The organism is Ectopseudomonas toyotomiensis (assembly GCF_900115695.1).
GTDB lineage: Bacteria > Pseudomonadota > Gammaproteobacteria > Pseudomonadales > Pseudomonadaceae > Aquipseudomonas > Aquipseudomonas toyotomiensis.
In genome coordinates this window covers 64,739-89,452 of the sequence record NZ_FOXK01000003.1, presented here as the reverse complement: position 1 = coordinate 89,452, position 24,714 = coordinate 64,739, and the positions used below count along the sequence as shown (strand labels likewise).

Here is a 24,714-nt window from a genome sequence, read left to right as displayed (position 1 = left end):
GGCCAGAAGCGGACGGTGATCCTCAATAAATAAATCTGTCCCTTTTGGGATTTTGGGAGGATTTAGGGTGCCGATGAAGCAAGGGCGATTCAGGCAGCCTAATCATGCAATTCGCAGTGCTTGAAATGTCCACTCGCTTTTCAAATGCGCAATTGCAGTTACTTGACCACCTGATTGCATTCGGCTTGACCAAGCTTTTGCACAGGATCTGACCATCACACCGCGTGACCATGACCGACAGATAACGACCCATAAGCTTTGGGATGGTCGCTCCCATGGTCCACACCATGGTGGGCCTCCGCGCGCCAGAGCTGAAATGATCGTTAGTCTGAGATCGGATGATGGAATTCCTGCTCGACTAGACTCACTGATCGGAACTCAGATTGGCGTTAGCTTCGCGTGCTTGGCGTAGTTCGTTGAGGGAAATCCCTCATTGCCCTGTGGCGTGACACCTTCCTAGCATTGCTCTCAGTAATCGACCCGAGAGACGGAGAAAACCCCATGACTACCATACAGACTGACGACAAGCGCCCGACCCCCGACCCGGCAGAGGACAATGCCTTTTTCCCTTCGCCTTACTCGCTCAGCCAGTTCACCTCACCCAAATCTGACCTCAGTGATGCCGACTATCCGAACCCCTATCGCGGCGGGCGTTGGAAGGTCCTGATGATCGGGGCCGATGAGCGCTACTTGCTGACGGACAACGGCACCATGTTTTCGACGGGAAACCACCCCGTAGAAACACTGTTGCCCATGTACCACCTGGATAAGGCCGGTTTTGCCTTCGACATCGCGACCCTGTCCGGCAACCCGGTCAAATTCGAGTTATGGGCCATGCCCTCCGAAGACGCCGAGGTAAACGGGCAATACGCCAAGTATCGCGATCAGTTCAAGACCCCTCTCAAGCTGGCCGATGTGATCGAGCAGAAGCTGGGTGAAGACTCCGACTATATCGGCGTGTTTATTCCAGGCGGGCACGGGGCCTTGATCGGTCTGCCCGAGAGCGAAGACGTGAAGAAGGTTCTTCAGTGGGCTGTGGCCAACGACAAGTTCGTGATTTCTCTTTGTCATGGCCCCGCAGCTCTGCTCGCAGCAGGCATTGGCGAAGGTCGAGACACCTGTATTTTCAGCGGTTATAAGATCTGCGCGTTTCCCGATGACCTGGACGCGAAGACGCCTGACATCGGCTACATGCCCGGCCATCTGACCTGGAAATTCGGTGAAGAACTGAAGGCGTTAGGCCTGGAGATCCTTAACAAGGATATCTCGGGGGCAACCCACCAGGACCGGAAGCTGCTGACGGGCGACAGCCCGCTCGCGGGCAACGCCCTGGGCAAACTGGCGGCCGCCGCGCTGCTGAAAGAGGTGGCGGCGGGGTGATTCAGGGAGTGGCCGAGGCGGCATTTCGCGCCGTCCTTGGGATCGAAAGTGCCCAGGCGCTTTCGGTGATCCAGGAGACGGTTCGCACCTTTGCCACGCCCCATGGTTACGACCGCTTCGTCCTGTTTTCCGCCACATCGGCACGCGACGAAGTGGTCGAACGCATCTACTGGGTAGAGGGAGACTGGTTCGGCGACGAGCATACGGTCGACGCTGATACTTATGTCCGACGCTGTCCGGTAACTCGCCATATCCTGGAGACCCGTGAGTCTTTTTACTGGAGCAAAATGAAGGGCAACGGTGGCGAACTTTACCGGGTGGTTCGTACTCCGGTGGGCCCCGGCGTTCATGGATTGCAAATACCCGTATTCGGTCCACTGGGGCTTGAAGGCGCCATGAGCCTTGGTGGGGAGCGGGTGGATGCGACCCTCCGGGTTCGCCTGGCGCTGAGCATCGTGGCCACGGCGGCGTTCTTCTCCGCTCGCCGGTTGCTAGAGGCACCAGTGGGCGACGTGTACAGAAAACTTTCCGAGCGTGAGCGCGAAGTCCTGGCGTGGACTGCTGCAGGAAAGCGTCAGGCAGATATCGCCGCAACGCTCGGTCTGTCGGAACGTACGGTGGAAAACCATTTGCGCTCGGCGCGCCGCCGTCTTGGCGTTGCAACGACAGCCCAGGCCATCACCATTGCTATGCGAAACGGTGATCTGGATGGTTAGAGGCAGAGCGGAAAGGGTACAAATCCATTTACTGGGTTGACTGTCCGCTTCTGGCCGATAGCAGCCCGTCGTCACTGGGTGCTATCGGCCAAATGTAGTCAGTCAAAAACTCCAAAAACAGTGGTAATTCAAAAAGTTGGAGCCTCGAGCACCACGCGGCTGAGTTAATCAGTTAGTGCTCGCCGTAAAGCAAGGGTCAGTCATAAGCGTCTTTGCAAAAATGATCGTCCAGTTTGGGGCCGATGATCATTTTTCTTTGGGGGACTGCAGTAGAACGCCAAATGCAGTGATGCCCAGTAGGACTGCCGCTAACAGCAGATTGATCGGCACTCCGATCTCACGCAACGCCTGGCTGGCATATACATCTGTACCGGGAATCAGGTAAGCCACGAACAGACCCGGCCAGAAACTGCCTGGCGCCAATGCCGCCGCCCATACCTGACCACGCTTCAGTGCGGCCAGAGAAAACAGACTGACCAGAACCAGCGTGGTGAACTGCATGCCGATATGAAACCGCGCATGCCCTGGCCAATCCGGATTGAACAGATGGGTGGCATTGAACACATCGGCGATGGCCACTATCGCCACGGTAGCGACGATAGCGAAACCAAGCAGGGTTTTACCAAGTAATGGGCGAGTCATGATGGCCTCCTTCACAGGCTTGGATAGTCAATGAAGCCCGCATCCTCACCGCCATACAGTGTGGCGCGGTCGGCTTGAGCCAATTCGGCGCCACGTGCAAAGCGCTCCGGCAGGTCGGGATTGGCCACGAACGGAGTGCCGAACGACACCAGTGCGGCCTCGCCAGCCTTGAGAGCCGCCTCACCGCTCGCTGCGTCATAGCCACCGTTGGCAATCAATGGGCTGTTAATTTGCGGACCGAAAGTTGCCAGTACGTCACGCGGCCAGTGCGGGAAGTTGTCCAGCGGAAACAGCGCGCGCATTAAGTGCACATAGCCAGGCTGCAGCTTGTTCAATTCGCCCAGCAGGTAGCTGTAGAGAGCCAGCGGATCGCTGTCGATCATGCTGTTGAAAGGAATCACCGGCGACAGCTTGATCCCCACGCGAGCTGAGCCCCAAACTTCGATCAGCGCCTGCATCACCTCCAGCACGAATCGGCTGCGCTTAGCGATGCTTCCGCCGTACTCGTCCGTGCGCAGATTGGCCGAGTCCACAAGAAACTGGTTCGGCAGATAGCCGAATGCGGCGTGCAACTCAACACCGTCAAAACCCGCACGCCTGGCGTTTTCAGCGGCTCGACGGTAGTCACCGATGACGGCCTGGATTTCGCTGAGGGTCAGTGCGCGCGGTACCTCGTAATCCTTCATACCTTCCAAGGTGAAATGCTGCTGGCCCTGGATCGCAACAGCAGACGGAGCCACGGGTAACAAACCACCACGCACACTGGAATGACCGACTCTGCCGGTATGCCAGAGCTGCGCAAAGATCTTGCCACCTGCCTCATGCACCGCCGCCGTTATCTGTTGCCAGGCGGCAATTTGCTTATCGCTGAAGAGGCCGGGGGTGAGCGGACTTCCGACGGCGTCTGCCGAGATATTGATCGCCTCACTGATGATCAGTCCGGCACTGGCACGCTGGGCGTAGTAGATGGCCGTGGATGCCCGCGGCACCCCGGCAGCGTCGGCCCTTGAGCGCGTCATCGGCGCCATCACCATATGGTTGCGCAGATCAAGATCATGCAGACGAGCCGGGCTAAGCAATTGAGCGGTCATGGGGAAGTCTCCAAGTTCACGCAGAGGGATATCAGGCGTGAACAGATCATCCGGCCCAGCATGTATAGGATAAAGTCACAAAATCAGGAATGATTGCTCCACCAGTGGAGCAATGGAGTTCTATATGAAGCTGCTCAATGACATGGCCCTGTTCGTTGAAGTGATCAAGGCCAACAGCTTTCGCGGCGCCGCCGAGGCAGTTGGCTTGCCCAACTCCACGGTCTCGCGGCGAATTGCAGAACTGGAGCGACGTATCGGTCTGCGCCTGCTCAACCGCACCACACGGCGTATCGAACTCACAGAAGGCGGTCGCCTTTACTATGAGCGCTGTCGGCGCATCGTCGACGAAGCCCGCCTGGCCCATGAAGAGATCTCTGATCTGGTAGACAATCCCAGCGGCCTGATCCGTCTGTCCATGCCCATCGACTTCGGTGTGGTCTACCTGGCACCGCTATTGGCCGAGTTTGCCGAACGCTACCCGCAGATCCAGTTCGATCTGGATCTCACACCAAAGCGTCTGGATCTGATCCGTGACCCGGTTGATCTCGTGATCCGTATCGGCGCCTTACCCGACTCGCAGTTGGTTGCCCGCCCCCTTGGTACCCTGCAGCGCAACCTCTTTGCCAGCCCAAGTTATCTGGCCCGCCATGGTGTACCGAGCAGCCCAGCAGAATTACTGCAACATCAGTGCCTACGCATGCTGGATGCGCCCTGGATCCTGCACGCTGCAGAGCAGAAAGTGAGCCTGCCGATCCAGGGACGCTACCTGCTGAACAACATCGGCATGCTACGTCGCTTGGCCTTGCTCGGTCAGGGCATCGCTATGCTGGTGGACGAGATGATCGGCGAGGATCTTGCCCAAGGCCGATTGCAGCACGTATTGCCCGGCTGGCGGGCAGAGGCCCTGCCGGTTTACGCGATTACCGAGACCCGACTGGTGCCGGCCAAGGTGCGGGTGTTGATCGACTTCCTCTCTGAGCAGTTCAACAGAGAGTGAAGTACGTCCAGCGCATGCGCTGCTGCAAGAATGCCGGACAACGAGCGTAGACCAGTGCGCCGACTTTGATTATTGAATCGCCCCTGGTTTCGCAGCCGTTTTATGACCGCTTTGGGCAGATAGCTGCCGATTCACAGCTTGCCCTGCTCCCTCCCCACACGCTACAGTCCGCCCGTCACGGTCAATCCCGTGACCGGGTGTGGTAGCCCGATTCACACGAAGGCGCGGTAGCGCCATAGTCGAGAGCAGGCGCTTTTTTTGTGCCTGCTGTTTTCTCGCGCATTTATGGCGGGCCGTGTGAGGCAGGCTTCGGCCTGGCCGGCGTCCTTCGTGGGTCGGTCTACCACCCTTGCACGGTCCGCCTCCATATCGTGTGGTAGCGAATGGAACGCGGCTCCTTAAATCCACGAAGGAGCATAAGGAAAATGCACTATCCCCCTTTTACCCAAGGGCTCCGCCCTGGGCTGCCGGCTGTCGTGTCGACTTCCGTTCTGGAGGTGTCGCATGGCCAGGTCTGAATCCGTCGTTATCCCCTTCCCCACACCACGCAATCCCTTACATAGCCATGTGGCCGACGAGTGTCCGCACCAGGCTGCGGCTGAGTATCTGGCGGCGTTGCTGGCCAAGCTGTTGCGGCGGGTGCCGGAGCCGGAGTTGGCGAACATCACCAATGCGCTGCTGAGCGAGTTGGCCGTGCTCTATCGCCGGGCCATCGCCCAGGCGCAGGGAGGTAACGCCCATGGCTGAACGGCATATCACTCACCTTCCCGCCCACGACGGCCACCCCGGCGCCGAATTCGGTTGGAACGAGCAGAGCCAGGCGAGCTTCATCCATGGCGTGCAGCAGGCGCAGGCCTGGCTGGACGATTCCAACAGCGGCTGGCTGTGGGCGAATCTGTTGCTGGAGCGCCAACTGTTCCCGCCCGGTGCGCAGCGGCACGCCTTCGAGCTGGGGTTTCTTAGCCGCATCCATCAGCGCTTGTGCTCGCCGCTAGGTGGTGAGCATCAGGCCAGGCGTACGGAGTTGCAGTTGTAGGCGTCCCGCAAGCTGGTGGGCGGGCTCTGCGTGCTCATCGGCTTGCGCCTGCGGCTGGGGTGTCACGCCCCCCGTGCGTGGCATGCCGGCCCGATAAAAACAGTGAATGACTGGAGGACTCGCGGTCTAACTCGTCAGCCCCCCACGCGGCTGCTCGTCTGCCGGGCAGGCCCAACTGACAGTCGAGCACAGCCCATGAAACGCGCCCGAATCATTACCTCCGAATTACACGATCTGCATAGTGAGCAGCAGGCGGAGTTGCTGATATTCGGCACACCGAAGGAGCGGCTCGATTTCTATCGGCGGGAAATTCAGTACGAAACCAGCCTGCTGGCCGGGCGCACCAACTCGTATCTGACGGCGCAGTCGTTTCTGGTGATCGCCTATGCATCGTCCATGGCCAACCTGAATGAAAACTGGGGGGCACTATTCACTCTGGTGGTTCCGGCGCTGTTCACGCTGCTGGGCATCATCAGTTCACTACACGCCTGGCCGGGGATCAGGGCCTCCGCGACGATCATCGAGCACTGGCACTACAAGCAGGAGCAGCTGCTGCGCAGCGATCCCGAGTTCGGCCATGCCTATGACGACTCACCACTGTTCAGCGAGAAGGAGGCCAGCAGGGAGAGCACCTACAAATCGTTGTTGTTCTTTCTGCGCTCGCCCTGGCTGTTCATCGTTTTCTGGAGTGTACTGGGCGTGTTCTCGGTCTGGTTGCAGTTGCCCTCGGCGAATCTGTGAGCCGGCCGAGACGGGCCTGATGGCAGCCATCGCCCGCCAATCAAGTCGAACTTCTGCTTCTTACGCCTTTCAATCCTGATACATGCCGCGTTCGCCAACGCGACCATTCACGGCGCCCCATGCGGCGCATCAGCGGAGGTATCGATCATGAGTTCGAATCTGCAAGGCAAGAAGGTGCTGTTCATCACCGCCAACACGGGCATCGAGCGAGACGAGCTGCTCAAGCCGATGCAGGCGTTGAAGGATCAGGGCGCCAGCGTCACCCACGCCAGCGTCAAGGGCGGCGAGGCCGAAACCTGGCTGAAGGACAGCAAGAAGGACGTCAGCGTGCAATCCGACACCCAGCTCAAGGGAGTGGGCGCGGCGGACTACGATCTGCTGGTGATCCCCGGCGGTACGGTGAACGCCGACAACCTGCGCCAGGATGATGACGCGCAGCGCCTGGTGCGGGAGTTTCGTGATGCCGGCAAGACGGTCGCGGCGATCTGCCATGGCCCCTGGCTGCTGATCGATGCTGGCGTGGTGCCGGGCAAGGTGCTGACGTCGTATGCCAGCGTGCGCCTGGATCTGGCCAACGCCGGTGCGAGCTGGGTAGACGCCGAGGTGCAAGTTTGCCCAGGGCAGAACTGGACGCTGATCACCTCGCGCAACCCCGACGATATTCCTGCGTTCAACGAGGCCATCAGCCAGGCGTTGCTGGCGGCCTGAGTCAGCCTGCCGTCAGTGATACTCGATGCGATTTCGCCCGCCGCGCTTGGCGCAGTAAAGGGCGATATCGCTGCGCGACAGGGCGGCCTCGACGCTGGCATCGCTGGCATTGAGCGATGAGATGCCGACGCTGACGGCGAGGAAGATCGGCTCCCCAGCATGCAGGATCGGCGCCCTGGCCAGTTCGCTCTGGATGCGCGTGGCGAAGTGCATGGCCTTGTCCAGACTCGCATCGCTGAGCACCACGGCGAACTCTTCGCCACCCAGTCGCCCGGCTGTGTCGGCCTTGCGCAGCTGGCTGCTTAGAATTCCCGCGAAATGGCGCAGCGCCTGGTCGCCGACATCGTGGCCCCAACGGTCGTTGATGGTCTTGAAGTAGTCCAGGTCGAACATCAGGATCGCCGCACTCTGTTCAGGGCTGCGTTGCAGGCGCGCCAGTTCTGCCTCGAGCTGACACATGAAGTGCCTGCGGTTGGCGAGCTGGGTGAGGAAGTCGGTGGTGGCAAAGGCCTGCAGCTCGGCCTCGATCTGCTTGCGTTCAGTCACGTCAGTCATGAAGCCATGCCAGATCACGCTACCGTCTGCTTCGCGACGCGGGCAGGCTTCACCCTGGCACCAGGCGACTTCACGCCCCGGCACCTGCACGCGGAACTCCAGATGCCAAGGCGTGAGTTGCTCGGCCGATAGCTGGAAGGAGTCGATGAAAGCCGCGCGGTCATCCGGGTGAACGATGGCGGTCAGCGCCTCAGCGTCCTGCATCAGTTGCATGGCGCTGAGGCCGCAGATGGCTTGCGCGCCGGCGCTGGCGTAGGTAACGGCGTACTTGCCATCGCTCTGCCGGCGGAACTGGAAGACCATGCCGGGAATTTCATTGGTCAGGTCGGTCATCAGGGTAGCGGACTGCTGTACCTGCTCGGACAGGCGGCGCATGGCGGTGATGTCGGTGGTGGTGCCGATCATTCGCAGCGGTTTGCCATGCTTGTCGCGCTCGACCACCTTGCCGCGGCTGCACACCCATTTGTACTGGCCGTCACGGCAACGCAGACGGTGCTCCACCTCATAGGCATCGGTACGCTGATCCAGGTGTGCCTGGATGGTCGCGCGCACGTAGTCGAGGTCGGCTGGATGTACGCGGGTATAGCTCTCTTCGATGCGATTGCCGATTTCATGGTCGGCATAGCCGAGCAACGCCTTCCAACTGCTGGAGTAGTAAATCTCGCCGCTGCTGATGTCGCGGTCCCAGATGCCGGTACCACTACCAGCGATGGCCAGTGCCATGCGTCGTTCACTATCGCGCAGGGCGGCGATCTCATGACGCTGCCGGGCTTCGTCGGCCTCGCGTGCCAGTAAATCGAGGGTCAGGGTGGCGAAGTCCTGCAGAGCCTCCTGTTGCCTGGCATCGAGCGTACGTGGCCGGTCGAAATGCAGGTACAGCGTGCCGAGCCGGGCACCTGCTTGCGCCTGCAGTGGCCAGACGAGCGTGGTGGGCGTGGTTTCGCTGATGCCGATGATCTTCGCCACATCGCTCAGACCAGGGCTGGCCCAGATACGGCGCGCAGAGCCGGCGCCAGTAACCAGCACGGCGGCCGAGTCGAAATACCGGCCAAGCAGGCGCACTAAGCCATCGAGCCGCTCATCATTGGCACTGCTGGGCGCATTGACCGAACACAGGGGCTGCATAGTGATTCTGTTTGGATAGAAACGCGGAAGACGCCTGATATTGATACGCCATTAGCTGGCCGGCGTCTAATCGTTCGTGCAGATCAGGCCACTGTGCATCGGCCGTTGCGCCGACAGCTCAACCTCAGACGCCTCTAGCCAGAGCCTTTGCGGCCCCCGTGGCTTGATTTCGAACTGGTCGAGCGCATCAGAATTGTTATGATATAACATATGAATTGGAGATGATTCGTCGATATGTTCCGGCCGACCGGACAACCCGCTGCCGCCAGGAGACTCGCCAGCCCGCGCGGCAAACCAACGCTACACCCTCCCTCACTTAGAAAACGCAACGCTAGGAATACCCATGAAAGCCACTTCGGCCTCCCTCGCCGTCATGACCGCCCTGGTCACGCCTCAGATTCACGCCGCCTCCTCCGGCAACTCCACCGTTTCGCTCGGTTCGGTATACGTCACCCCCGAGGCCAGCGGCACGCTACGCACCGACAGCATCCTGAGCTCGGTCGACATCATGGGCAGCGACAAGATCGAGAATAAGAACGTGATGAACAGCTGGGAACTGGTGGGCCAGATGCCCGGCATCCAGCTGACCGAGACGCGCATGGGCGCCGAATCCGGCAAGGTGACCTTCCGTGCGTTCAATGGCGAGGGCTACATCAATGGCATCAAGACGTTGATCGACGGCGTGCCGAGCAACGTCAACAGCGGCAACCAGCGCTTCATCGACATGATCTTCCCGCTGGATATCGACTACATCGAGGTGGTGCGCGGCACCAACGACCCGCGCTACGGCCTGCACAACATCGGCGGCAACATCAATTTCGCCACCCGTCAGGGCGGCAACTACACCGATGGCCGCCTGACCTACGGCAGCTTCAATACCCGCGAATTCCAGCTGGCCGTCGGCCACGAGGAAGGCAACTTCGCGCAGAACTACTTTCTGGCCAAGCAGGATTCCGACGGTTTCCGCGACCACAGCAACTCCAACAAGTATTCCCTGGGCGGCAAATGGTTCGTCACCGATGACGAGCAGACCATGAAGCTCGGCGTGATCGCCCGCCTCTACCACCACCAGGCCGAGGAGCCGGGTTTTCTCACCGCGCAGGAGCTGGCCGCGAGCCGCTCGCAGTCGCCGGAGAAGAACGCCAACGATGGCGACGACCGCGACATGAAGCACCTTAGCGCGCATGCCGACTTCCAGCTCAGCGACGACCTGAGCCTGAGCAACAAGCTGTACTACAACAGCTACGACGATGACCGCACCGTGACTTTCACCAGCTACCCGGTCGGCAATGCCCCGCGTCAGCGCCGCCAGTGGGAAGAGCGCCAGACCGGCGTGCTGAGCAACCTGACCTGGCGCGCCCACGAGATGTTGACCCTCGACGGCGGCATCAACTACGAGCAACAGAACAACGAATACCGCCGCTACCGCTACAACTTCGGCATCCCCACCGATTTCGACGCGCCGCCGGCACGCACGCAAAACGACGACAGCTACACGCTGTACAACACCGGCGCCTATGCCCAGGCGATCATCCAGCCCATCGAGCAGCTCAAGATCATCCCGGCGTACCGCGTCGACAAGTTCTCCGGTAATACCGAGCTGATGAACGGCGAGAAGGCCGAGCTGCAGGACTACGGCTGGATCGAGCAGCCCAAGCTCAGCGTGGTGTACAGCATCACCCCGGACATCAACGTCTACGCCAACTGGGGCCGTACCTTCCAGATCCTCACCGGCTCCACCGCACCGGCCTACGTGACCGCCGGCCAGGCTTCGTACAAACCGTCGATCAACACCGGCAAGGAAGTGGGGGTGAAGTTCAAGCCGTTCGCCGGCTCGGAGGCGCGCATCGCCGTGTGGCAACAGGAAGCCACCGACGAAGTGGCCAACATGCCCAGCACCGGCACCACCGTCGGCCTGGGTGAAACCAAGCGTCGTGGCATCGACATGCAGCTCACCGCACAGCTGAACGATCAGTGGACGGTGTGGGGTTCGCACGCCATCCAGGAAGCCAAGGTGGTCAGCGCCTTCACCGCTGGTGGACAGTCGCTGGCGGGCAAGGAGGTGTTCTCCACACCGCGCTACATCAGCAATGCCGGGGTCGACTACCAGTTCAACGACGCCTGGCGCTTCGGCCTGTCGGCCCGCGCCCAGGGCGACTACTACATCGACGAGCTGAACCAGCAAGGCAAGTACGGCGGCTTCGCGGTGCTCGATGCCAACGTGCGCTATCAGGTATCGGCCACCACCAGCCTCGACCTGCAGATGAAGAACCTGACCGACCGCGATTACGAGTACGTATGGTTCGACAACTTCTTCTGGGGCGGCGATGACCAGCCGATGTTCTCCCCTGCTCCAGGCCGCTCGGCCTACCTGTCAGTGAACATGAAGCTGTAACGCCTGAGCCGCGCGGAAAGACCTCGCAACTCGACCTGTAGGAGCCGGCTTGCCGGCGATCGCGTCAGTCAGCCATCGCCCGCAAGCGGGCTCCTACAACGCACGACATCGTGCCAATGCCGAGCGAACGTAGGGTGCGCCGTGCGCACCGGATATTTTCGAGGTGCCAGTTGGTGCGCACGGCGCACCCTACGTCAAAGGCTCTCAGAGGTACTTCAACCAGCGAATGTCGCGGCGCCGCGCCTTGAGTCGAGCGAACCACTGCGTGGGCGCAAACAGCAGCAGCGCCAGCAGCACGGTCGCAGCCCAGATCCAACCCATCGAGTCGAAGCCGAAGTAATGCCCCTGGTTCGCGCCCCAGATGGCGAAGGCGGCGATGTACAGTAGCTTCAGCACGTACAGGTGCAGCAGGTAGAAGAACATCGGCGCGCTGCCGAACACGGCCAGCGTGCGCACCATGCGCCCATCGTTGCGGCGCTCGAAGTAGGCCAGCAGCAACAGGCCGACGCCCAGCGTCAGCGCCAGGAACAGCAGCGACGGCGGGTATTTGGTGATGTTGAACAGGCCCATCAGCGTTTGCAGTGCGGTTTCTTCCACGGCCCAGGGTTTCTCGCCATAGCCGTTGAGCAGGCGCAGCAGTACGAACAGCGCCAGCGCGCCGAAACCGGCGCGACGCAGCCATTGCAGACGCTGCTCGGGCGCACTGGTCCAGCGGAACCACGGGCCGATCACATAGCCCAGGGCAATAACCCCGATCCACGGCAGCACCGGGTAGGAGGTGCGCAGACGCAGGGTTTCGGAAAACTCGATCCAGCCGCGGTCATGCAGGATCGCCCAGGGAATGTGCAGCGCCGACTCCGCATCGAAGTGCAGCCCATCGAGCAGGTTGTGCCCCGCCACCAGCGCCAGGCCCAGCACGGCCAGCAGCGTTCGCGGCAGCCACAGCAGCACGGAGAGCGCCAGCATGCTCAGGCCGATGGCCCAGATCACCTGCAGGTAGATCACCGTGGGCGGGAACTGGAAGGTCCAGGCGAAGTTGACCAGGGTGAACTCCAGCACCACCAGGAACAGCCCGCGCTTGAACAGGAAGGCGCTGGTCGCCGCCCGGCTCATCTGCTTCTCGCCATAGAGAAACGCCGAAAGCCCGGTGAGCAGGATGAACACCGGCGCGCACAGATGCGCCAGGGTACGGCTGAAGAACAGCGCAGGCTCAGTAGCGGTCACGTCCATCGGATCACCGACCTGCTGGTGCAGGTAGAAGGTTTCGCGAACGTGATCGAGCAACATGAAGAGGATGACCAAACCGCGTAGGGCGTCGATCGAGAGCAGACGATTGGAGGACATGGAAGGCTTCGAATGGGGCTTGAAGAGAACGTAATACTATAACCAGATTCTGCCGAGCCGATGCCATCCACCTGCGGCGCAGAGCCTTCAGCGCGAGAAGCGTCTTCGATAATCCCGCGGCGAAATCGCTAAATGACGTTGGAATGTCGCACGCATTCGCTCTTCGTCACCGAAGCCGCATTGCCTGGCGATAACATCGATATTGCGGGTGGAGTCCTCCAGCAGCCTGCGCGCGGCTTCGAGGCGGAAAATTTCCACTGCCTTGGCCGGCGTGCGCCCGGTCTTCTGTTTGTACAGGCGGGAGAAATGCCGCGGGCTCATGTGGCAGCGCTTGGCCATGGTCTCGATATTCAGCTCCGGGCTGCTCAGGTGATCGCCCAACCAGCGGTGCAGCTCATCGAAGGTCGAGGTGTCCTTGGCCTGTGCCTGCAACAGCTCGCTGAACTGCGCCTGCCCGCCAGGACGCTTGAGAAAGACCACCAGCTCACGCGCCACCTGCATGGCCACCTCTCGCCCGCAATCGGCCTCGACCAGTGCCAAGGCGAGGTCGATACCGGCACTGACACCCGCGGAGGTCCACACTGTGCCCTGCTCGATGAAGATGGCGTTGTTGTCCACTTCGATGGCCGGGAAACGCGCCTTGAGCATGTCGCACATCGCCCAATGCGTCGCCGCGCGCTTGCCCTCGAGCAAACCCGCATGAGCCAGCAGAAAGGTGCCACTGCATACGGAGGCCGTGCGCCGCACTCGCCGTGCGTTGCTGGCGATCCAGGCAATCAGTTCGGCCGATTCGGCCACCGCACGCTCGATTTCCGGCGCGCCAGGCACGATCAGCGTATCGACCTGCGCCAGCTGTACCTCTGCCAGCGGCTGGGTATCCACCACCAGGCCTTCGGCAGTGCCCACCAAACCACCCGCAAGGCTGACAGTGAGGCGCTCGTAACCTGGCAAACCGCGTTCGTGCATGGCCTTGGTGGCCGCCCAGAACACCGTCTGCGCGCCGGTAAGATCGAGCAGACCGACTTGCGGGTAGGCGAGGAACAGAACGGTACGCGGGCGAGTTGGCATGATTTCGGGGGTATATGTCGTATCTGCCGAAATGCTCCTCTCCTAGCATGACTCCGTCAAACGAAACGTGCCAAAGCCAGGAGTACCAGATGAAACAACGCATTCTGATTGTCGGTGGTGGTTTTGCCGGGGTATGGAGCGCCCTCAGTGCCATGCGCCTGCTCGATCAACACGGACGAACGGATATCGGCGTGACCATGCTCGCCCCTCAGCCGGAGCTGCGCATTCGACCGCGCTTCTACGAGCCGAATGTGCAAAGCATGAAAGCGCCTCTCACCGAGCTGCTGGCAGCCGTGGGTGTGGAATTCGTTCAGGGCACGGCCGAAGGTATCGATGCACCGCGTCAGCAGGTCAGCTATCGCGACGCCGCCGGCAAGCCGGGGAGCCTGAGCTACGACCGCTTGGTGCTGGCCTCGGGCAGCCGCCTGATGCGCCCAGCACTGGAGGGCATGGAGGCGCATTTGTTCGATGTCGATGAAATCGAGCAGGCGGTGCGCCTGGAGCAACATTTGGCGAGCCTGGCAGAGCGTCCGCCAAGCACTGCACGCAATACCGTGGTGGTCGCCGGCGGCGGCTTTACCGGCATCGAGACCGCGACGGAAATGCCGGCACGCCTGCGCGCCCTGCTCGGCGATGACGCCGCAATTCGCGTGGTAGTGGTCGATCGTGGCGAAGAGATTGCCGCCGCGCTGGGTGATGGCATTCGTCCGGCGATCAGCGAGGCGTCGCGGGAACTGGGAATCGAATGGTGCCTGGGACGCATGGTGGTGGCGGTCGATGCCAATGGCGTGACCCTGGATGACGGCCAGCGTATCGCCTCCCATACCGTGATCTGGACCGTGGGTTTTCGCGCCAGCGCGCTGACCGAGCAGATCAATGCTCCACGCGATCATCAAGGCCGACTGCAGGTCGACAGCCAGCTCAAGGTCCAGGGTCAACCTGCAATCTTCGCAGCAGGCGATACCGCCCGCGCCGCAACGGACGATGTCGGCAACTTCAGCGTGATGTCCTGCCAGCACGCCATCGCCTTGGGTCGCCACGCTGGCAACAACGCTGCAGCCGAATTGATCGGGATAGCGGCGACGCACTACAGCCAGCCCAAGTACGTGACCTGCCTCGATCTCGGCGCCTGGGGTGCGGTGTACAGCGAAGGCTGGGATCGCCAGGTAAAACTGATCGGCAGCGAAGCCAAGACGCTGAAACAACAGATCAACAGCCTGTGGATCTACCCGCCGGTCGCTGATCGCGCCATCGCCCTGGCAGCCGCCGACCCGGCGATTCCAGTGGCCTGAGCGAAGCAGCCAGTTTCCTCCCAACCTGAACAAAGCGCGGCGAAGGCAGTCGGAAAAGCAGGACAATCGTCACGGAAACCCTGCCCCATGCTGCCCAACCGCGCCCTTCTCTCAGCTTTCGTCGTGGCCCTGCTCAGCCCCCTTGCCGAGGCGCAGGACCCGTTGCGCATCCAGAGCCTGCAGCGCTGCGGCGACCTGCTCGCCAGTGAAAAGCAGGAATGGTGCATGCAGGTGCGTGGCCTTGGCGCGAAGCTGCCCAGGCTGCGCCTCGGCGACGACACCCTGCCCGCTTCGGCGGTCAAGCGCACTGGCGATGGCCTACGCTTACAGTTGAACAGCAACGAACATCGCAGCGCACCGCTGTGGCTGGAGGACGGCTCGCGCGCCAGCAATCCGGTGTGGTTGTCGCTGCATCGCAGCCATGTGCTCGCTGCCGGCCCGGATGAAGTGGCGAAGAACATGGATGGCCTGACCACCTATGTCGACCTGGTCAGCCTGCTGATCGAGGAAAGCCACGACGGCCTCGACGAGGCCAGGCGCCTGGCGAAGAAATACGACGCCAAGGTGGTCGGCGCCATCCCACCGCTGAACGTCTACCAACTGCGCCTGCCGGTGAAGAACCTGACCGAGCGCGATGCGCTGGTGCTGCGCATCGGCAACGAAACCAGCGTCGATGCCGTGGTGGTGGAAGAAAGCGCACCGGAGCGCGGCGAAGAGCGCGAAGCCGCGCGCCAGCCAGCACGCAAACCGGAAAAGAACTCCGAAGAGTGGGCGGCGAACCGCTTCATGGATGCGGTGAACTATTACCAGCGACGCATCCCGGCGGGCGAGACGCCCATAGAGGCCGAACCGATCCGCGTCGGCGTGATCGAGCGCAATGTCGATTTCGATTCGCCCGACTTCGCCGATTACCTCGGCGCCTGCCCCGATGGCAAACCGCGCACCTGCGTCTATGCGCGTGATGCCGACGAGCCGGACAACCATGGCAGCACCGTGGCCGGGATTCTCGCCGCGCACTGGGACAAGGGCGGCAACACCGGTTTCCTGCGCGGGCTGGACAAGGCCAGCCAGGGCTTCGAAGTCATCGTCGAGCGCAACTCAGACGCCGGCATCACCGCCAACATCGCCGCGTCGGTGAACCTGGTGGAAGACGGCGTACGTGTCCTCAACTGGAGCTGGGGCATCCACCGCGTTGGCACGCGCAACGTCGAAGGTGACGAGATCGATTCGCTGGTGCGCTCGGGCATCGCCATGAGTGGCTATGAGGAGTTGCTGGAGGAATTCTTCCTCTGGTTGCGCGAGGAACACCCGGACGTGCTGGTGATCAACTCCGCCGGCAACGGTTCGTCCTACTCCGGCCAGGACGAGTATCGCCTGCCCTCCTCCTTCATCACCGAGCAATTGCTGGTGGTCGGCGGGCATCAGCGCAACAAGGAAAAGGAGGTCGATATCGACGACCCGAGCTACGCGGTCAAACGCAACTCGTCGAACATCGACATGCGCGTCGACATCACCGCCGCCGCCTGTGCCCGCGCTTCAACCCGTGAGGTCGATGCGACCGGCGACGTGCATTGCGGTACCTCCTACGCCACGCCCCTGGTCACCGGTGTGGTCGCCGCCATGCTGTCGATCAATCCGCGTCTGCAGCCGGAACAGGTGCGCATGCTGCTACGGCGCAGCGCCATGACCATCGGCGGTGATTACGACTTCGAACCGATGGACGCCGAAGACCTGACTGCGCCGATCCTGCCATCGGAGCGCAACTACAAGATGAGCGACAAGGACGTGGGCCGCTCGGCGCGGCTGGATATGCAGAAGGCGCTGGACCTGGCGGTACAGAGCCGTGATCGGGTGCGTTGAGGGCCGCTCAGGTCACTCGCCGGAAACCCGCTCATAGAGCTCGACCGGCTCCAGCTTGCCCTGGCAGCCGCACTGGCTGTGGCCCAGGCCCAGATGGCGGAAGCCGGCCTTGAACAGCACTCGGCCGGATTGCGGATTGCGCGCCAGGTGGCTGGCGTGCAGGCGACGCAGACGCAGTTGCTGAAAGGCGAAATCCACCAGGGCATTGCAGGCTTCGCTGGCGTAGCCACGGCTCCAGTAAGGCACGCCGATCCAATAGCCCACCTCGGCCTCGCCGCGGCCGATGTCCTTGAGCGCCATGCTGCCGACCAACTTGCCGCTGGCCGACTCGGTGATGATGAAGTTGGCCGCCGTGCCACTGGCCCAATCCTGCGCGCAGCGCTCGATCCACTGCTGCGCCAGCTCGGGCGGATAAGGATGGGGAATGCTGCTGGTGACATCGGCAATACGAAAATCACCAGCCAGACGTTGCACCTCGGCAGCATCCTCCGGCTGCGGTGGGCGCAACGTCAGACGTTCGGTTTCGATGCGATGCTCATCCATCTGCGTCTCCTGTCAAACCCGTAGGGTGCGCTACGCGCACCGGCGCTTCTCCCGAATTGCCCACTCAGACCGGGGACGGCCCGATGGGATAGAACTGCCCGGCACTCCACACCCCCAGCCAAGGCTTGCCGTCCACTTCGCGCTCCACCGCCAGTTCCACCAGTTGGTAGAACACGTTGCGATGAATCAGCGCTTCGAGGTTACGCCGCACCAGAATATAGGGCGAGGGTTCGAGTGTCGCAGGGTCGATCTCCACCCGAATCGGGTGCTCGACGCCGGCCACGACCTCGTCCTCGACGTTGGTGGTAAAGCGCAGCACCTGCGCTTCGCCCTCACCTTCCACCTGCAGGGTCACGGCAACGAAAGGCGCGTCGTCTACCTTGATACCCACCTTCTCCACCGGCGTGATCAGGAAATAATCGTCGCCGTCACGGCGGATGATGGTGGAAAACAGCCGCACCATGGGTTTGCGGCCGATGGGCGTGCCCAGGTAATACCAGGTGCCATCGCGGGCGATACGCATGTCGATATCGCCACAGAAATCGGGGTTCCACAGGTGCACAGGGGGCAGGCCCTTGCCTTCGCCCTTGGGGATCTGCGCCAGCAGGTCGCCGGCCTTGCCTGGATCGCTCATGCTCTCTCCTCGTCCATATTTTGCCGGGGACTGAAGAGGATACACCGTGGCACCTGTCGCGGCTAAAGCCCCTCCCACAAGAGCGGCGCGCCGATTGCCCCTATTCTTAGCGGCCAACACCCAGCAGGCTGCGCGCATAGTCGTGCAGCGGCGGGCCGATCAGGTCCTGCGGCTGGGCGTCGTAAAACGTCAGGAATCCGCCACGGCTGCGAATCCGCGCGGTGTCGACCAGGAAGCGGGTATTGGTTTCGATCAGCATCAGCTGGATCGATGCCCGGTCAGTGCCGAGGCGATCTGCAGCCTCCTGATCCTCCCACTCCTCCAGGGTGCCGATGCGGTCATCGCTGTAGGCGAAACGCGCATACAACAGATAATGTGCGCCAGCCCCGCGCGCCTCGGCCATGGCTTCATCCAGGCCCGCCGGCTGACGTGCGCGGCGCACCAGCGGGAAGTATTCGACGAAGCCCTTGAACGCCTCCTCGGCCACCACATTGGGCCGCGGGTAGCCGTGGCCTGGCGGCACGAAGTGGCCCTGGGCGATGTAGATGAAGGAGTCCTGCTGCAGGCGCCGCGAGGCCATGCGCTCGGTACGGCCGTGGTCGAGAAAACCGGCATCGCGCAGGTGGTACTCGGCGCCGCTGGCCAGATCGCTGACCTTCATGCACCCGGTCAGGCCCAGCAGCGCCACCAGTAGAAGCAGGTTACGCATGAATCGATCCTCCTCGCCGGTGACGGAAATCCGGCGGATGAGGCGTAGATGCAGGTTCTGCGCCAGCCTTATTCAAGTCCACCTTGCCATTTCAGCGACCTCAGGCCTGCCGAGCGGTATCGCGGTGTCTGGGCAAGGCGATGGAAATCAGCGCAGCGGCCAGTACGAACGCGCTGGACACCCACAGGCAGGCCTCCAGCCCATAAGCCTGGAAGACCCAGCCCGACAGCAGCGTGCCGATCAGCCGCCCCAGCGCGTTGGACATGTAGTAGAAGCCTACGTCCAGCGATACGCCGTCTTCCTTGGCGTAGCTGACGATCAGGTAGCTGTGCAGCGAGGAATTCACCGCGAACAGCACGCCGAACAGCATCAGCCCGCCGAGCAAGACCACCTGCGCCGACCAGCCAGTGCCCAGCCCCAAGGCGATCAGCGCTGGCAGCCCGGCCAGCAGCGTGGCCCAGACGAAAGCCGCGCGGCCGTCCGGCACTTGCCCGTTTTGCTTGCCAGTGATGCGCGGTGCAAACGATTGCACGATGCCGTAGCCGATTACCCAGGCAGCGAGAAAGCCGCCCACCAACCAGAAATCCCAGCCGAACACACTGCTCAAATACACCGGTAGCGCCACCACGAACCAGACGTCACGCGCACCGAAGAGAAACAGCCGGGCAGCCGAAAGAATGTTGATCGCCCGGCTCTTGGAGAGCATGTCGCGGAATTTCGGCTTGGCCTTGGCCTTGCCCAGATCCTTCTTCAGCAGCACCAGGCTGGCCAGCCAGATCAGCGCCAGCGCGGCAGCCATGGCCAGCACCGCGCCGGTGAACCCGAGCACGGCGAGCAGCGCGCCACCCAGGAAGAAGCCGACGCCCTTGAGCGCATTCTTCGAGCCGGTGAGGATGGCCACCCATTTGTACAGCGTGCCCTGCTGACTGTCCGGCACCAGGAGCTTGATCGAGCTCTTGGCGCTCATCTTGTTCAGATCCTTGGCGATGCCGGACAGCGCCTGCGCCACCATGACCCAGGGCACGGTCAACCAGGCGGCCGGCACGGTGAGCATCAACAGCGCCAGTACCTGCAGACCAAGGCCGATGTTCATGGTGCGGTTCAGACCCAGCCGCGCGCCCAGGTAGCCGCCCACCAGGTTGGTGACCACGCCGAAGATCTCGTAGAACAGAAACAGCGCGGCGATCTGCAGCGGCGTGTAGCCCAGGCTGTGAAAATGCAGCACCACCAACATGCGCAGTGCGCCGTCAGTGAGGGTAAAGGCCCAGTAGTTGCCGGTTACCAAGAGGTACTGGCGGATCTCCGGAGAGAGTCGTGCGAGGGCGTGCATGGCGTGATTTCCTGATCGGGCGTTATAGCGGCCGGACGGCTGGCCTCAAACGTAGGGTGCGCCGCGCGCACCATGGCGCTCCCTAACGGGCATACGAGCAAGCCGATGATTCGTCCCAGGCAGCAGGAAGGACGCCCATAAGCCTGTCCTTCCCATTCGGTGCGCTGGCTGGTGCGCAACGGCGCACCTACGAATCAGCCGGCCTGGCCGACCAGGCGCGCCAGCTCCACCGCGCGGTTGGCATACCCCCACTCGTTGTCGTACCAGGCATAGATCTTCACCTGAGTGCCGGCCACCACCATGGTCGATAGCGCATCGACGATGGACGAGCGCGGATCGGTGCGGTAGTCGATGGACACCAGCGGGCGCTCCTCGTAGCCAAGGATGTTCTTCAACGGGCCATCGGCGGCCGCTTTAAGCAGCGCGTTGACTTCCTCGGCGGTGGTGGCGCGCTCAACCTCGAACACGCAATCGGTCAGCGAGGCGTTGGCCAGCGGCACGCGCACGGCATGGCCGTTCAACTTGCCGCGCAACTCGGGAAAGATCTCGGCAATCGCCGTGGCAGAACCGGTGGTGGTCGGAATCAGGCTCATACCCGAGGCGCGGGCGCGACGCAGGTCCTTGTGCGGTTGGTCGAGGATGCTCTGGGTGTTGGTCAGGTCGTGGATGGTAGTGATCGAGCCGTGACGAATGCCCAGCGCCTCGTGGATCACCTTGACCACCGGTGCCAGGCAATTGGTGGTGCAGGACGCGGCGGTGACGATGCGATGCTGCGCCGGGTCGAACAGGTACTGGTTGACGCCCATCACCACATTCAGCGCGCCCTGCTCCTTGACCGGCGCGCAGACCACCACGCGCTTCACGCCCTGATCCAGATAGCCCTGCAGCACGGCGACCGTCTTCATCTTGCCGCTGGCCTCCAGCACCAGGTCGCAACCACTCCAGTCGGTGTCGGCGATGGCCTTGTTGGCGCTCACCTTGATGCGCTTGCCATCGATCACCACGCAATCGCCGTCGCTGCTCGCCTCATGCTGCCAGCGGCCATGCACCGAGTCGAAATTGAGCAGGTGCGCGTGGGTGGCGGCGTCGCCTGCCGGGTCGTTGATCTGCACGAACTCCAGTTCTGGCCAGTTCCAGGCCGCGCGTAATGCCAGACGGCCGATGCGGCCAAAACCGTTGATACCTACTTTGATGCTCATGTCGATGCCTCTGTCAGTGGGTCGCGTCGAACTGGTTGATCCAGTTGACGTGAGCGGGATGCTGGATGGCCTTGGGCCGCAGTGCCTGCACCAAGGCGATGGCCTGACTGCGCGCGATGCCGGTTTCGATGAGGATGCGTGCGGCGATCAGACCGGTGCGCCCGGAGCCGCCCTTGCAGTGGATGGCCAGCGCGCGGCCGCCACGCAGGTGTTCGAGAATCGCCTGGCGCGATGCCCGCCAGCCCTCGCCGAAATCCTCCAGCGGCACCTGTTCGTCGGCCACCGGCAGGTGATACCAGGCCAGGTCCAGGGCCTGGCACTGCTGGGCGATTTGCTCGGCGCCGCTGGCGGCCAGCTCGCTGTGCGGCATCAGGGTGATCACGCCCTCTGCACCAGCCTGCTTGAGCGCCAGCAGCGCCTGTTCCAGCGAGGTTTCCCGGGTGCCGGGGCAAGGCGTGAAGATCAGCGTGCCGGCCAGGCCGGGCACGTGCAGTGCATCGTATGGATGAGTCATGGCGGGCAGTTCCTTCGCTCAGATGGCGCGCTGATTGACGCGTTTGGACAGTTCTTCGGCCGACTCCTTGCGCTCGGAGTAGCGATCGACCAGATAGTCGGAGCGGTCGCGCAGCAGCAGGGTGAACTTGACCAGTTCCTCCATCACGTCCACCAGACGGTCGTAGAACGAGGACGGCTTCATCCGGCCCTCCGTGTCGAACTCCATGAAGGCCTTGGGCACCGAGGACTGGTTGGGGATGGTAAACATGCGCATCCAGCGCCCCAGTACGCGCAGCTGATTGACCACGTTGAACGACTGCGAGCCGCCGCAGACCTGCATCACCGCCAGGGTCTTGCCCTGGGTCGGGCGGACCGCGCCCATGGCCAGCGGCACCCAGTCGATCTGCGCCTTGAACACGGCGGTCATCGCGCCGTGGCGTTCGGGGGAGCACCACACCTGGCCTTCCGACCACTGCATCAGCTCACGCAGCTCTTGCACCTTGGGATGGCTGTCCGGCGCATCGTCCGGCAGCGGCAGGCCGCGCGGGTCGAAGATGCGCGTCTCGGCGCCGAAGTGCTGCAACAGGCGCGCGGCCTCCTCGGTCATCAGGCGACTGAAGGACTTCTCGCGAGTGGAGCCGTACAACAGCAGGATGCGCGGCGCGTGGGTCGAGGCCGACTCGACGCTGAGCTTGTCCGCAGTCGGAAGATCGAGCAGTTGCCGGTCAGTATTGGGCAGGTCGTTGTGCATGGTTTTCATCCGCTGCAAGGGGTTAAACGGGCGGCAGTGTCGGCATCACGCACGGGGCGGGTCGACGCGCACTGGCGCTGGCCATGAAGTGCCGCATGGCTCAATCGCAGAGCGGCTTACGCCCAGGGCGGTCACGCATCTGCCACAGGCGCTGCACATCCGGGCGCAGCCACTCGGCATTGCTGTCCAGGGTGCGCTTGAGCACGTCCCTGACCCACTCGGGCAACTGCGGATGCAGGCGGTAGTACACCCACTGCCCATTACGGCGGTCTTCCAGCAGACCGCTGCTGCGCAGCAAGGCCAGGTGGCGGGAAATCTTCGGCTGAGCCTGTTCCAGCGCCGCGGTCAGCTCGCAGACGCACAGCTCCTGCTCCAGGGTAACGAGCAGGGCGATGCGCGCGCGCGTCTCGTCGGCCAGGCACTTGAACACGTCGGTGGGGGCCATAGCCTCGGGGTCACCGCTGGCCGGCTTGCTCTTGATCAGCACGAACATCTTTATCCGCTCGTGGATCTCGTGCAGGGTCTTGCGATAGGCGTCCTTCTGCGAACTGGTCGCCGGATCCTCGAAGTTCCAGGCGATGTATTCGCCAGTGCCGGGCAACGCCAGGCACTCCAGCGCGGACTTGTCGCACAGGGTGATCACATAGTCGAACGGCTCGCCGGCGACCTGCTCGACCGACATGCTGAACAGCCCGGCGGTAGAAACGCCAAGGTGCTCCAGCGCATCGCGGGTGCGCGGGTCTACCGCAGTGGGCGCGGTGCCCGCACTGAAGGCTTCGAAATGTTCGGAGTCGGTATGGCGCAGTAGCGCTTCGGCCATCTGCGAGCGCGACGAGTTGGCCACGCAGAGGAACAGGACACGCTTTTTCTGACTCATGTTGATTTCCGTCAAGGATGCACATGAGCGAATATATTATTTTGCGAATATGCAGTAAAGCGAATATGTTTGAGCCATGCGCCCATGACGAGGATAGGCAACCAAGATGACAAATGCGTGTGACACCGCCCTGAAGCAATCCGCAGGCGCGCCCCTGGGGTTCTTCGAGCGTTACCTGACCCTGTGGGTGTTCCTCTGTATCGCGGCCGGTACAGTTCTCGGCATGCTCGCTCCGCAGGCCGCTCAGGCAGTCGGCGCCATGGAAGTTGCCCAGGTGAACATCCCGGTCGGCGTGCTGATCTGGGTGATGATCATCCCCATGCTAATGAAGATCGATTTTGGCTCGCTGCATGAAGTGCGCGGGCAGAAAGCCGGCATCGGCGTCACCCTGTTCGTCAACTGGGTGGTCAAGCCCTTCTCCATGGCCCTGATCGGCTGGCTGTTCGTCAAGATCCTGTTCGCCGACTGGCTGCCGGCCGACCAGCTCGACAGCTACATGGCCGGGCTGATCCTGCTTGGCGCCGCGCCCTGCACGGCGATGGTGTTCGTGTGGAGCAATCTGTGTAACGGCAACGCCAACTTCACCATCAGCCAGGTGGCCCTCAACGACCTGGTGATGGTGTTCGCCTTCGCCCCCATCGTTGCCCTGCTGCTGGGCGTGTCGTCGATCCCGGTGCCCTGGGACACCCTGCTGCTATCGGTGGTGATGTACATCGTCATCCCCCTGGCCATCGCCCAGGCCATACGCGCCCACCTGCTCAAGCGCGGCAAGCCCACCTTCGAAGCGGCCCTGGCGAAAATCTCTCCCTTCTCCATCATCGCTCTGTTGGCCACCCTGGTGCTGCTGTTCTCCTTTCAAGGCCAGGCCATTGTCGAACAACCACTGGTGATCGGCATTCTGGCCATGCCCATCCTGCTGCAGACGCTGCTGATCGCTGCACTCGGCTACTGGCTCAACCGCTCACTGAAGGTACACCATGACGTGGCCGGCCCCTCCACCATGATCGGCGCCTCCAACTTCTTCGAGCTGGCCGTGGCCGTGGCTATCGTGCTCTACGGCTTCGACTCCGGTGCGGCGCTGGCCACCGTGGTCGGCGTGCTGATCGAGGTGCCGGTGATGCTCTGGCTGGTACGCATGGTCAACAAGAGCCGCAACTGGTACGAGCGCGCCTTGCACCGCTAACCAGGGAAATTTTACATCTGGTTACACGCATATACGGATAATG

At 62.3% G+C, this 24,714-nt stretch carries 24 protein-coding genes; 11 read left to right on the top strand and 13 right to left on the bottom strand.

The genetic code is table 11. The features are described from left to right. Nucleotides 1-501 precede the first annotated feature (501 nt). Both hchA and BM186_RS06610 read left to right on the top strand, forming a co-directional pair. Complete coding sequence (gene hchA / locus BM186_RS06615) at nt 502-1,380, top strand: glyoxalase III HchA (protein WP_074914030.1); 879 nt, start codon at nt 502-504, stop codon at nt 1,378-1,380. After that, nucleotides 1,377-2,096 carry a PA1136 family autoinducer-binding transcriptional regulator gene (locus BM186_RS06610; RefSeq protein WP_074914029.1) on the top strand — a complete coding sequence of 240 codons (720 nt, stop codon included), beginning with the start codon at nt 1,377-1,379 and terminating at the stop codon, nt 2,094-2,096. Before hchA ends, BM186_RS06610 begins: the two co-directional genes overlap by 4 nt. Before the next feature lie 246 nt (nt 2,097-2,342). Here the strand turns inward: BM186_RS06610 and BM186_RS06605 are convergent, their stop codons facing one another. Together BM186_RS06605 and BM186_RS06600 are read right to left on the bottom strand one after the other, a co-directional pair. After that, nucleotides 2,343-2,738 (bottom strand): hypothetical protein, encoded by a 396-nt coding sequence (locus tag BM186_RS06605; protein ID WP_074914028.1) that lies wholly within the window; start codon nt 2,736-2,738, stop codon nt 2,343-2,345. A gap of 11 nt (nt 2,739-2,749) precedes the next feature. Beyond that, nucleotides 2,750-3,829, bottom strand: a complete 1,080-nt coding sequence (locus BM186_RS06600; RefSeq protein ID WP_074914026.1) for an alkene reductase — start codon at nt 3,827-3,829, stop codon at nt 2,750-2,752. Nucleotides 3,830-3,953: 124 nt separating this feature from the next. On the opposite strand from BM186_RS06600, the gene BM186_RS06595 reads away from it, so the two are divergent. The 5 genes from BM186_RS06595 (at nt 3,954) to BM186_RS06575 (ending at nt 7,311) form a co-directional block, all read left to right on the top strand. Continuing rightward, nucleotides 3,954-4,826: a LysR family transcriptional regulator gene (locus BM186_RS06595; RefSeq protein ID WP_074914024.1), complete on the top strand. Its 873-nt coding sequence runs from the start codon at nt 3,954-3,956 to the stop codon at nt 4,824-4,826. Nucleotides 4,827-5,330: 504 nt separating this feature from the next. Beyond that, a complete protein-coding gene (locus BM186_RS06590; protein ID WP_074914023.1) occupies nt 5,331-5,573 on the top strand; it encodes a hypothetical protein in 243 nt (80 codons plus the stop codon). Then, nucleotides 5,566-5,862, top strand: a complete 297-nt coding sequence (locus BM186_RS06585) for a LasR-specific antiactivator QslA (RefSeq protein WP_074914021.1) — start codon at nt 5,566-5,568, stop codon at nt 5,860-5,862. The genes BM186_RS06590 and BM186_RS06585 overlap by 8 nt, the downstream gene beginning before the upstream one ends. Nucleotides 5,863-6,057: 195 nt before the next feature. Beyond that, nucleotides 6,058-6,603 (top strand): hypothetical protein, encoded by a 546-nt coding sequence (locus tag BM186_RS06580; protein WP_074914020.1) that lies wholly within the window; start codon nt 6,058-6,060, stop codon nt 6,601-6,603. Nucleotides 6,604-6,750: 147 nt separating this feature from the next. Further along, nucleotides 6,751-7,311 carry a type 1 glutamine amidotransferase domain-containing protein gene (locus BM186_RS06575; RefSeq protein ID WP_074914018.1) on the top strand — a complete coding sequence of 187 codons (561 nt, stop codon included), beginning with the start codon at nt 6,751-6,753 and terminating at the stop codon, nt 7,309-7,311. 12 nt (nt 7,312-7,323) lie between these two features. Here BM186_RS06575 and BM186_RS06570 read toward each other — a convergent pair whose 3' ends face one another. Next, on the bottom strand, nt 7,324-8,991 hold the full coding sequence (locus BM186_RS06570; protein WP_074914017.1) for a sensor domain-containing diguanylate cyclase: 1,668 nt from the start codon (nt 8,989-8,991) through the stop codon (nt 7,324-7,326). Between the two features lie 343 nt (nt 8,992-9,334). On the opposite strand from BM186_RS06570, the gene BM186_RS06565 reads away from it, so the two are divergent. After that, a complete protein-coding gene (locus tag BM186_RS06565; protein WP_074914015.1) occupies nt 9,335-11,386 on the top strand; it encodes a TonB-dependent receptor in 2,052 nt (683 codons plus the stop codon). Nucleotides 11,387-11,590: 204 nt separating this feature from the next. On the opposite strand, the gene BM186_RS06560 is transcribed toward BM186_RS06565, so the two are convergent. Beyond that, entirely contained in the window at nt 11,591-12,730 is a 1,140-nt protein-coding gene (locus BM186_RS06560) for an acetyltransferase domain-containing protein (RefSeq protein WP_074914014.1), read from the bottom strand. A gap of 87 nt (nt 12,731-12,817) precedes the next feature. After that, nucleotides 12,818-13,798, bottom strand: a complete 981-nt coding sequence (locus tag BM186_RS06555) for a GlxA family transcriptional regulator (RefSeq protein WP_074914012.1) — start codon at nt 13,796-13,798, stop codon at nt 12,818-12,820. Nucleotides 13,799-13,887: 89 nt separating this feature from the next. On the opposite strand from BM186_RS06555, the gene BM186_RS06550 reads away from it, so the two are divergent. Together BM186_RS06550 and BM186_RS06545 are read left to right on the top strand one after the other, a co-directional pair. Then, complete coding sequence (locus BM186_RS06550) at nt 13,888-15,090, top strand: NAD(P)/FAD-dependent oxidoreductase (RefSeq protein WP_074914011.1); 1,203 nt, start codon at nt 13,888-13,890, stop codon at nt 15,088-15,090. A gap of 87 nt (nt 15,091-15,177) precedes the next feature. Continuing rightward, nucleotides 15,178-16,950, top strand: a complete 1,773-nt coding sequence (locus BM186_RS06545) for a S8/S53 family peptidase (protein WP_074914009.1) — start codon at nt 15,178-15,180, stop codon at nt 16,948-16,950. A gap of 12 nt (nt 16,951-16,962) precedes the next feature. Here the strand turns inward: BM186_RS06545 and BM186_RS06540 are convergent, their stop codons facing one another. From BM186_RS06540 to BM186_RS26960, 8 genes are all read right to left on the bottom strand, one after another. Further along, complete coding sequence (locus BM186_RS06540; protein WP_017677588.1) at nt 16,963-17,493, bottom strand: GNAT family N-acetyltransferase; 531 nt, start codon at nt 17,491-17,493, stop codon at nt 16,963-16,965. Between the two features lie 64 nt (nt 17,494-17,557). Further along, entirely contained in the window at nt 17,558-18,127 is a 570-nt protein-coding gene (locus BM186_RS06535; protein WP_017677589.1) for a DUF1285 domain-containing protein, read from the bottom strand. A gap of 106 nt (nt 18,128-18,233) precedes the next feature. After that, nucleotides 18,234-18,836 (bottom strand): DUF4823 domain-containing protein, encoded by a 603-nt coding sequence (locus BM186_RS06530; protein WP_072425910.1) that lies wholly within the window; start codon nt 18,834-18,836, stop codon nt 18,234-18,236. A gap of 100 nt (nt 18,837-18,936) precedes the next feature. Continuing rightward, nucleotides 18,937-20,166 (bottom strand): organoarsenical effux MFS transporter ArsJ, encoded by a 1,230-nt coding sequence (gene arsJ / locus BM186_RS06525; protein ID WP_074914008.1) that lies wholly within the window; start codon nt 20,164-20,166, stop codon nt 18,937-18,939. A gap of 194 nt (nt 20,167-20,360) precedes the next feature. Further along, the gene (locus BM186_RS06520; protein ID WP_074914006.1) at nt 20,361-21,365 is read right to left on the bottom strand and encodes an ArsJ-associated glyceraldehyde-3-phosphate dehydrogenase; all 1,005 of its coding nucleotides are present in this window, start codon (nt 21,363-21,365) and stop codon (nt 20,361-20,363) included. A 13-nt stretch (nt 21,366-21,378) separates the two neighbouring features. Then, on the bottom strand, nt 21,379-21,879 hold the full coding sequence (locus BM186_RS06515) for a cyclin-dependent kinase inhibitor 3 family protein (RefSeq protein WP_074914005.1): 501 nt from the start codon (nt 21,877-21,879) through the stop codon (nt 21,379-21,381). A gap of 18 nt (nt 21,880-21,897) precedes the next feature. Further along, the gene (gene arsH / locus BM186_RS06510; protein WP_074914003.1) at nt 21,898-22,611 is read right to left on the bottom strand and encodes an arsenical resistance protein ArsH; all 714 of its coding nucleotides are present in this window, start codon (nt 22,609-22,611) and stop codon (nt 21,898-21,900) included. Nucleotides 22,612-22,711: 100 nt separating this feature from the next. Further along, nucleotides 22,712-23,488 carry a metalloregulator ArsR/SmtB family transcription factor gene (locus tag BM186_RS26960; protein WP_074914001.1) on the bottom strand — a complete coding sequence of 259 codons (777 nt, stop codon included), beginning with the start codon at nt 23,486-23,488 and terminating at the stop codon, nt 22,712-22,714. 106 nt (nt 23,489-23,594) lie between these two features. On the opposite strand from BM186_RS26960, the gene arsB reads away from it, so the two are divergent. Then, nucleotides 23,595-24,671 (top strand): ACR3 family arsenite efflux transporter, encoded by a 1,077-nt coding sequence (gene arsB / locus BM186_RS06500; protein ID WP_074914000.1) that lies wholly within the window; start codon nt 23,595-23,597, stop codon nt 24,669-24,671. The last annotated feature ends 43 nt before the right edge of the window (nt 24,672-24,714 follow it).

Excerpts from the sequence above, each read along its gene's own strand:
- hchA (WP_074914030.1), top strand. The coding sequence starts at position 502 with ATGACTACCATACAGACTGACGACAAGCGCCCGACCCCCGACCCGGCA.
- BM186_RS06605 (WP_074914028.1), bottom strand. The coding sequence starts at position 2,738 with ATGACTCGCCCATTACTTGGTAAAACCCTGCTTGGTTTCGCTATCGTC.
- BM186_RS06600 (WP_074914026.1), bottom strand. The coding sequence starts at position 3,829 with ATGACCGCTCAATTGCTTAGCCCGGCTCGTCTGCATGATCTTGATCTG.
- BM186_RS06595 (WP_074914024.1), top strand. The coding sequence starts at position 3,954 with ATGAAGCTGCTCAATGACATGGCCCTGTTCGTTGAAGTGATCAAGGCC.
- BM186_RS06590 (WP_074914023.1), top strand. The coding sequence starts at position 5,331 with ATGGCCAGGTCTGAATCCGTCGTTATCCCCTTCCCCACACCACGCAAT.
- BM186_RS06585 (WP_074914021.1), top strand. The coding sequence starts at position 5,566 with ATGGCTGAACGGCATATCACTCACCTTCCCGCCCACGACGGCCACCCC.
- BM186_RS06580 (WP_074914020.1), top strand. The coding sequence starts at position 6,058 with ATGAAACGCGCCCGAATCATTACCTCCGAATTACACGATCTGCATAGT.
- BM186_RS06575 (WP_074914018.1), top strand. The coding sequence starts at position 6,751 with ATGAGTTCGAATCTGCAAGGCAAGAAGGTGCTGTTCATCACCGCCAAC.
- BM186_RS06570 (WP_074914017.1), bottom strand. The coding sequence starts at position 8,991 with ATGCAGCCCCTGTGTTCGGTCAATGCGCCCAGCAGTGCCAATGATGAG.
- BM186_RS06565 (WP_074914015.1), top strand. The coding sequence starts at position 9,335 with ATGAAAGCCACTTCGGCCTCCCTCGCCGTCATGACCGCCCTGGTCACG.
- BM186_RS06560 (WP_074914014.1), bottom strand. The coding sequence starts at position 12,730 with ATGTCCTCCAATCGTCTGCTCTCGATCGACGCCCTACGCGGTTTGGTC.
- BM186_RS06555 (WP_074914012.1), bottom strand. The coding sequence starts at position 13,798 with ATGCCAACTCGCCCGCGTACCGTTCTGTTCCTCGCCTACCCGCAAGTC.
- BM186_RS06550 (WP_074914011.1), top strand. The coding sequence starts at position 13,888 with ATGAAACAACGCATTCTGATTGTCGGTGGTGGTTTTGCCGGGGTATGG.
- BM186_RS06545 (WP_074914009.1), top strand. The coding sequence starts at position 15,178 with ATGCTGCCCAACCGCGCCCTTCTCTCAGCTTTCGTCGTGGCCCTGCTC.
- BM186_RS06540 (WP_017677588.1), bottom strand. The coding sequence starts at position 17,493 with ATGGATGAGCATCGCATCGAAACCGAACGTCTGACGTTGCGCCCACCG.
- BM186_RS06535 (WP_017677589.1), bottom strand. The coding sequence starts at position 18,127 with ATGAGCGATCCAGGCAAGGCCGGCGACCTGCTGGCGCAGATCCCCAAG.
- BM186_RS06530 (WP_072425910.1), bottom strand. The coding sequence starts at position 18,836 with ATGCGTAACCTGCTTCTACTGGTGGCGCTGCTGGGCCTGACCGGGTGC.
- arsJ (WP_074914008.1), bottom strand. The coding sequence starts at position 20,166 with ATGCACGCCCTCGCACGACTCTCTCCGGAGATCCGCCAGTACCTCTTG.
- BM186_RS06520 (WP_074914006.1), bottom strand. The coding sequence starts at position 21,365 with ATGAGCATCAAAGTAGGTATCAACGGTTTTGGCCGCATCGGCCGTCTG.
- BM186_RS06515 (WP_074914005.1), bottom strand. The coding sequence starts at position 21,879 with ATGACTCATCCATACGATGCACTGCACGTGCCCGGCCTGGCCGGCACG.
- arsH (WP_074914003.1), bottom strand. The coding sequence starts at position 22,611 with ATGCACAACGACCTGCCCAATACTGACCGGCAACTGCTCGATCTTCCG.
- BM186_RS26960 (WP_074914001.1), bottom strand. The coding sequence starts at position 23,488 with ATGAGTCAGAAAAAGCGTGTCCTGTTCCTCTGCGTGGCCAACTCGTCG.
- arsB (WP_074914000.1), top strand. The coding sequence starts at position 23,595 with ATGACAAATGCGTGTGACACCGCCCTGAAGCAATCCGCAGGCGCGCCC.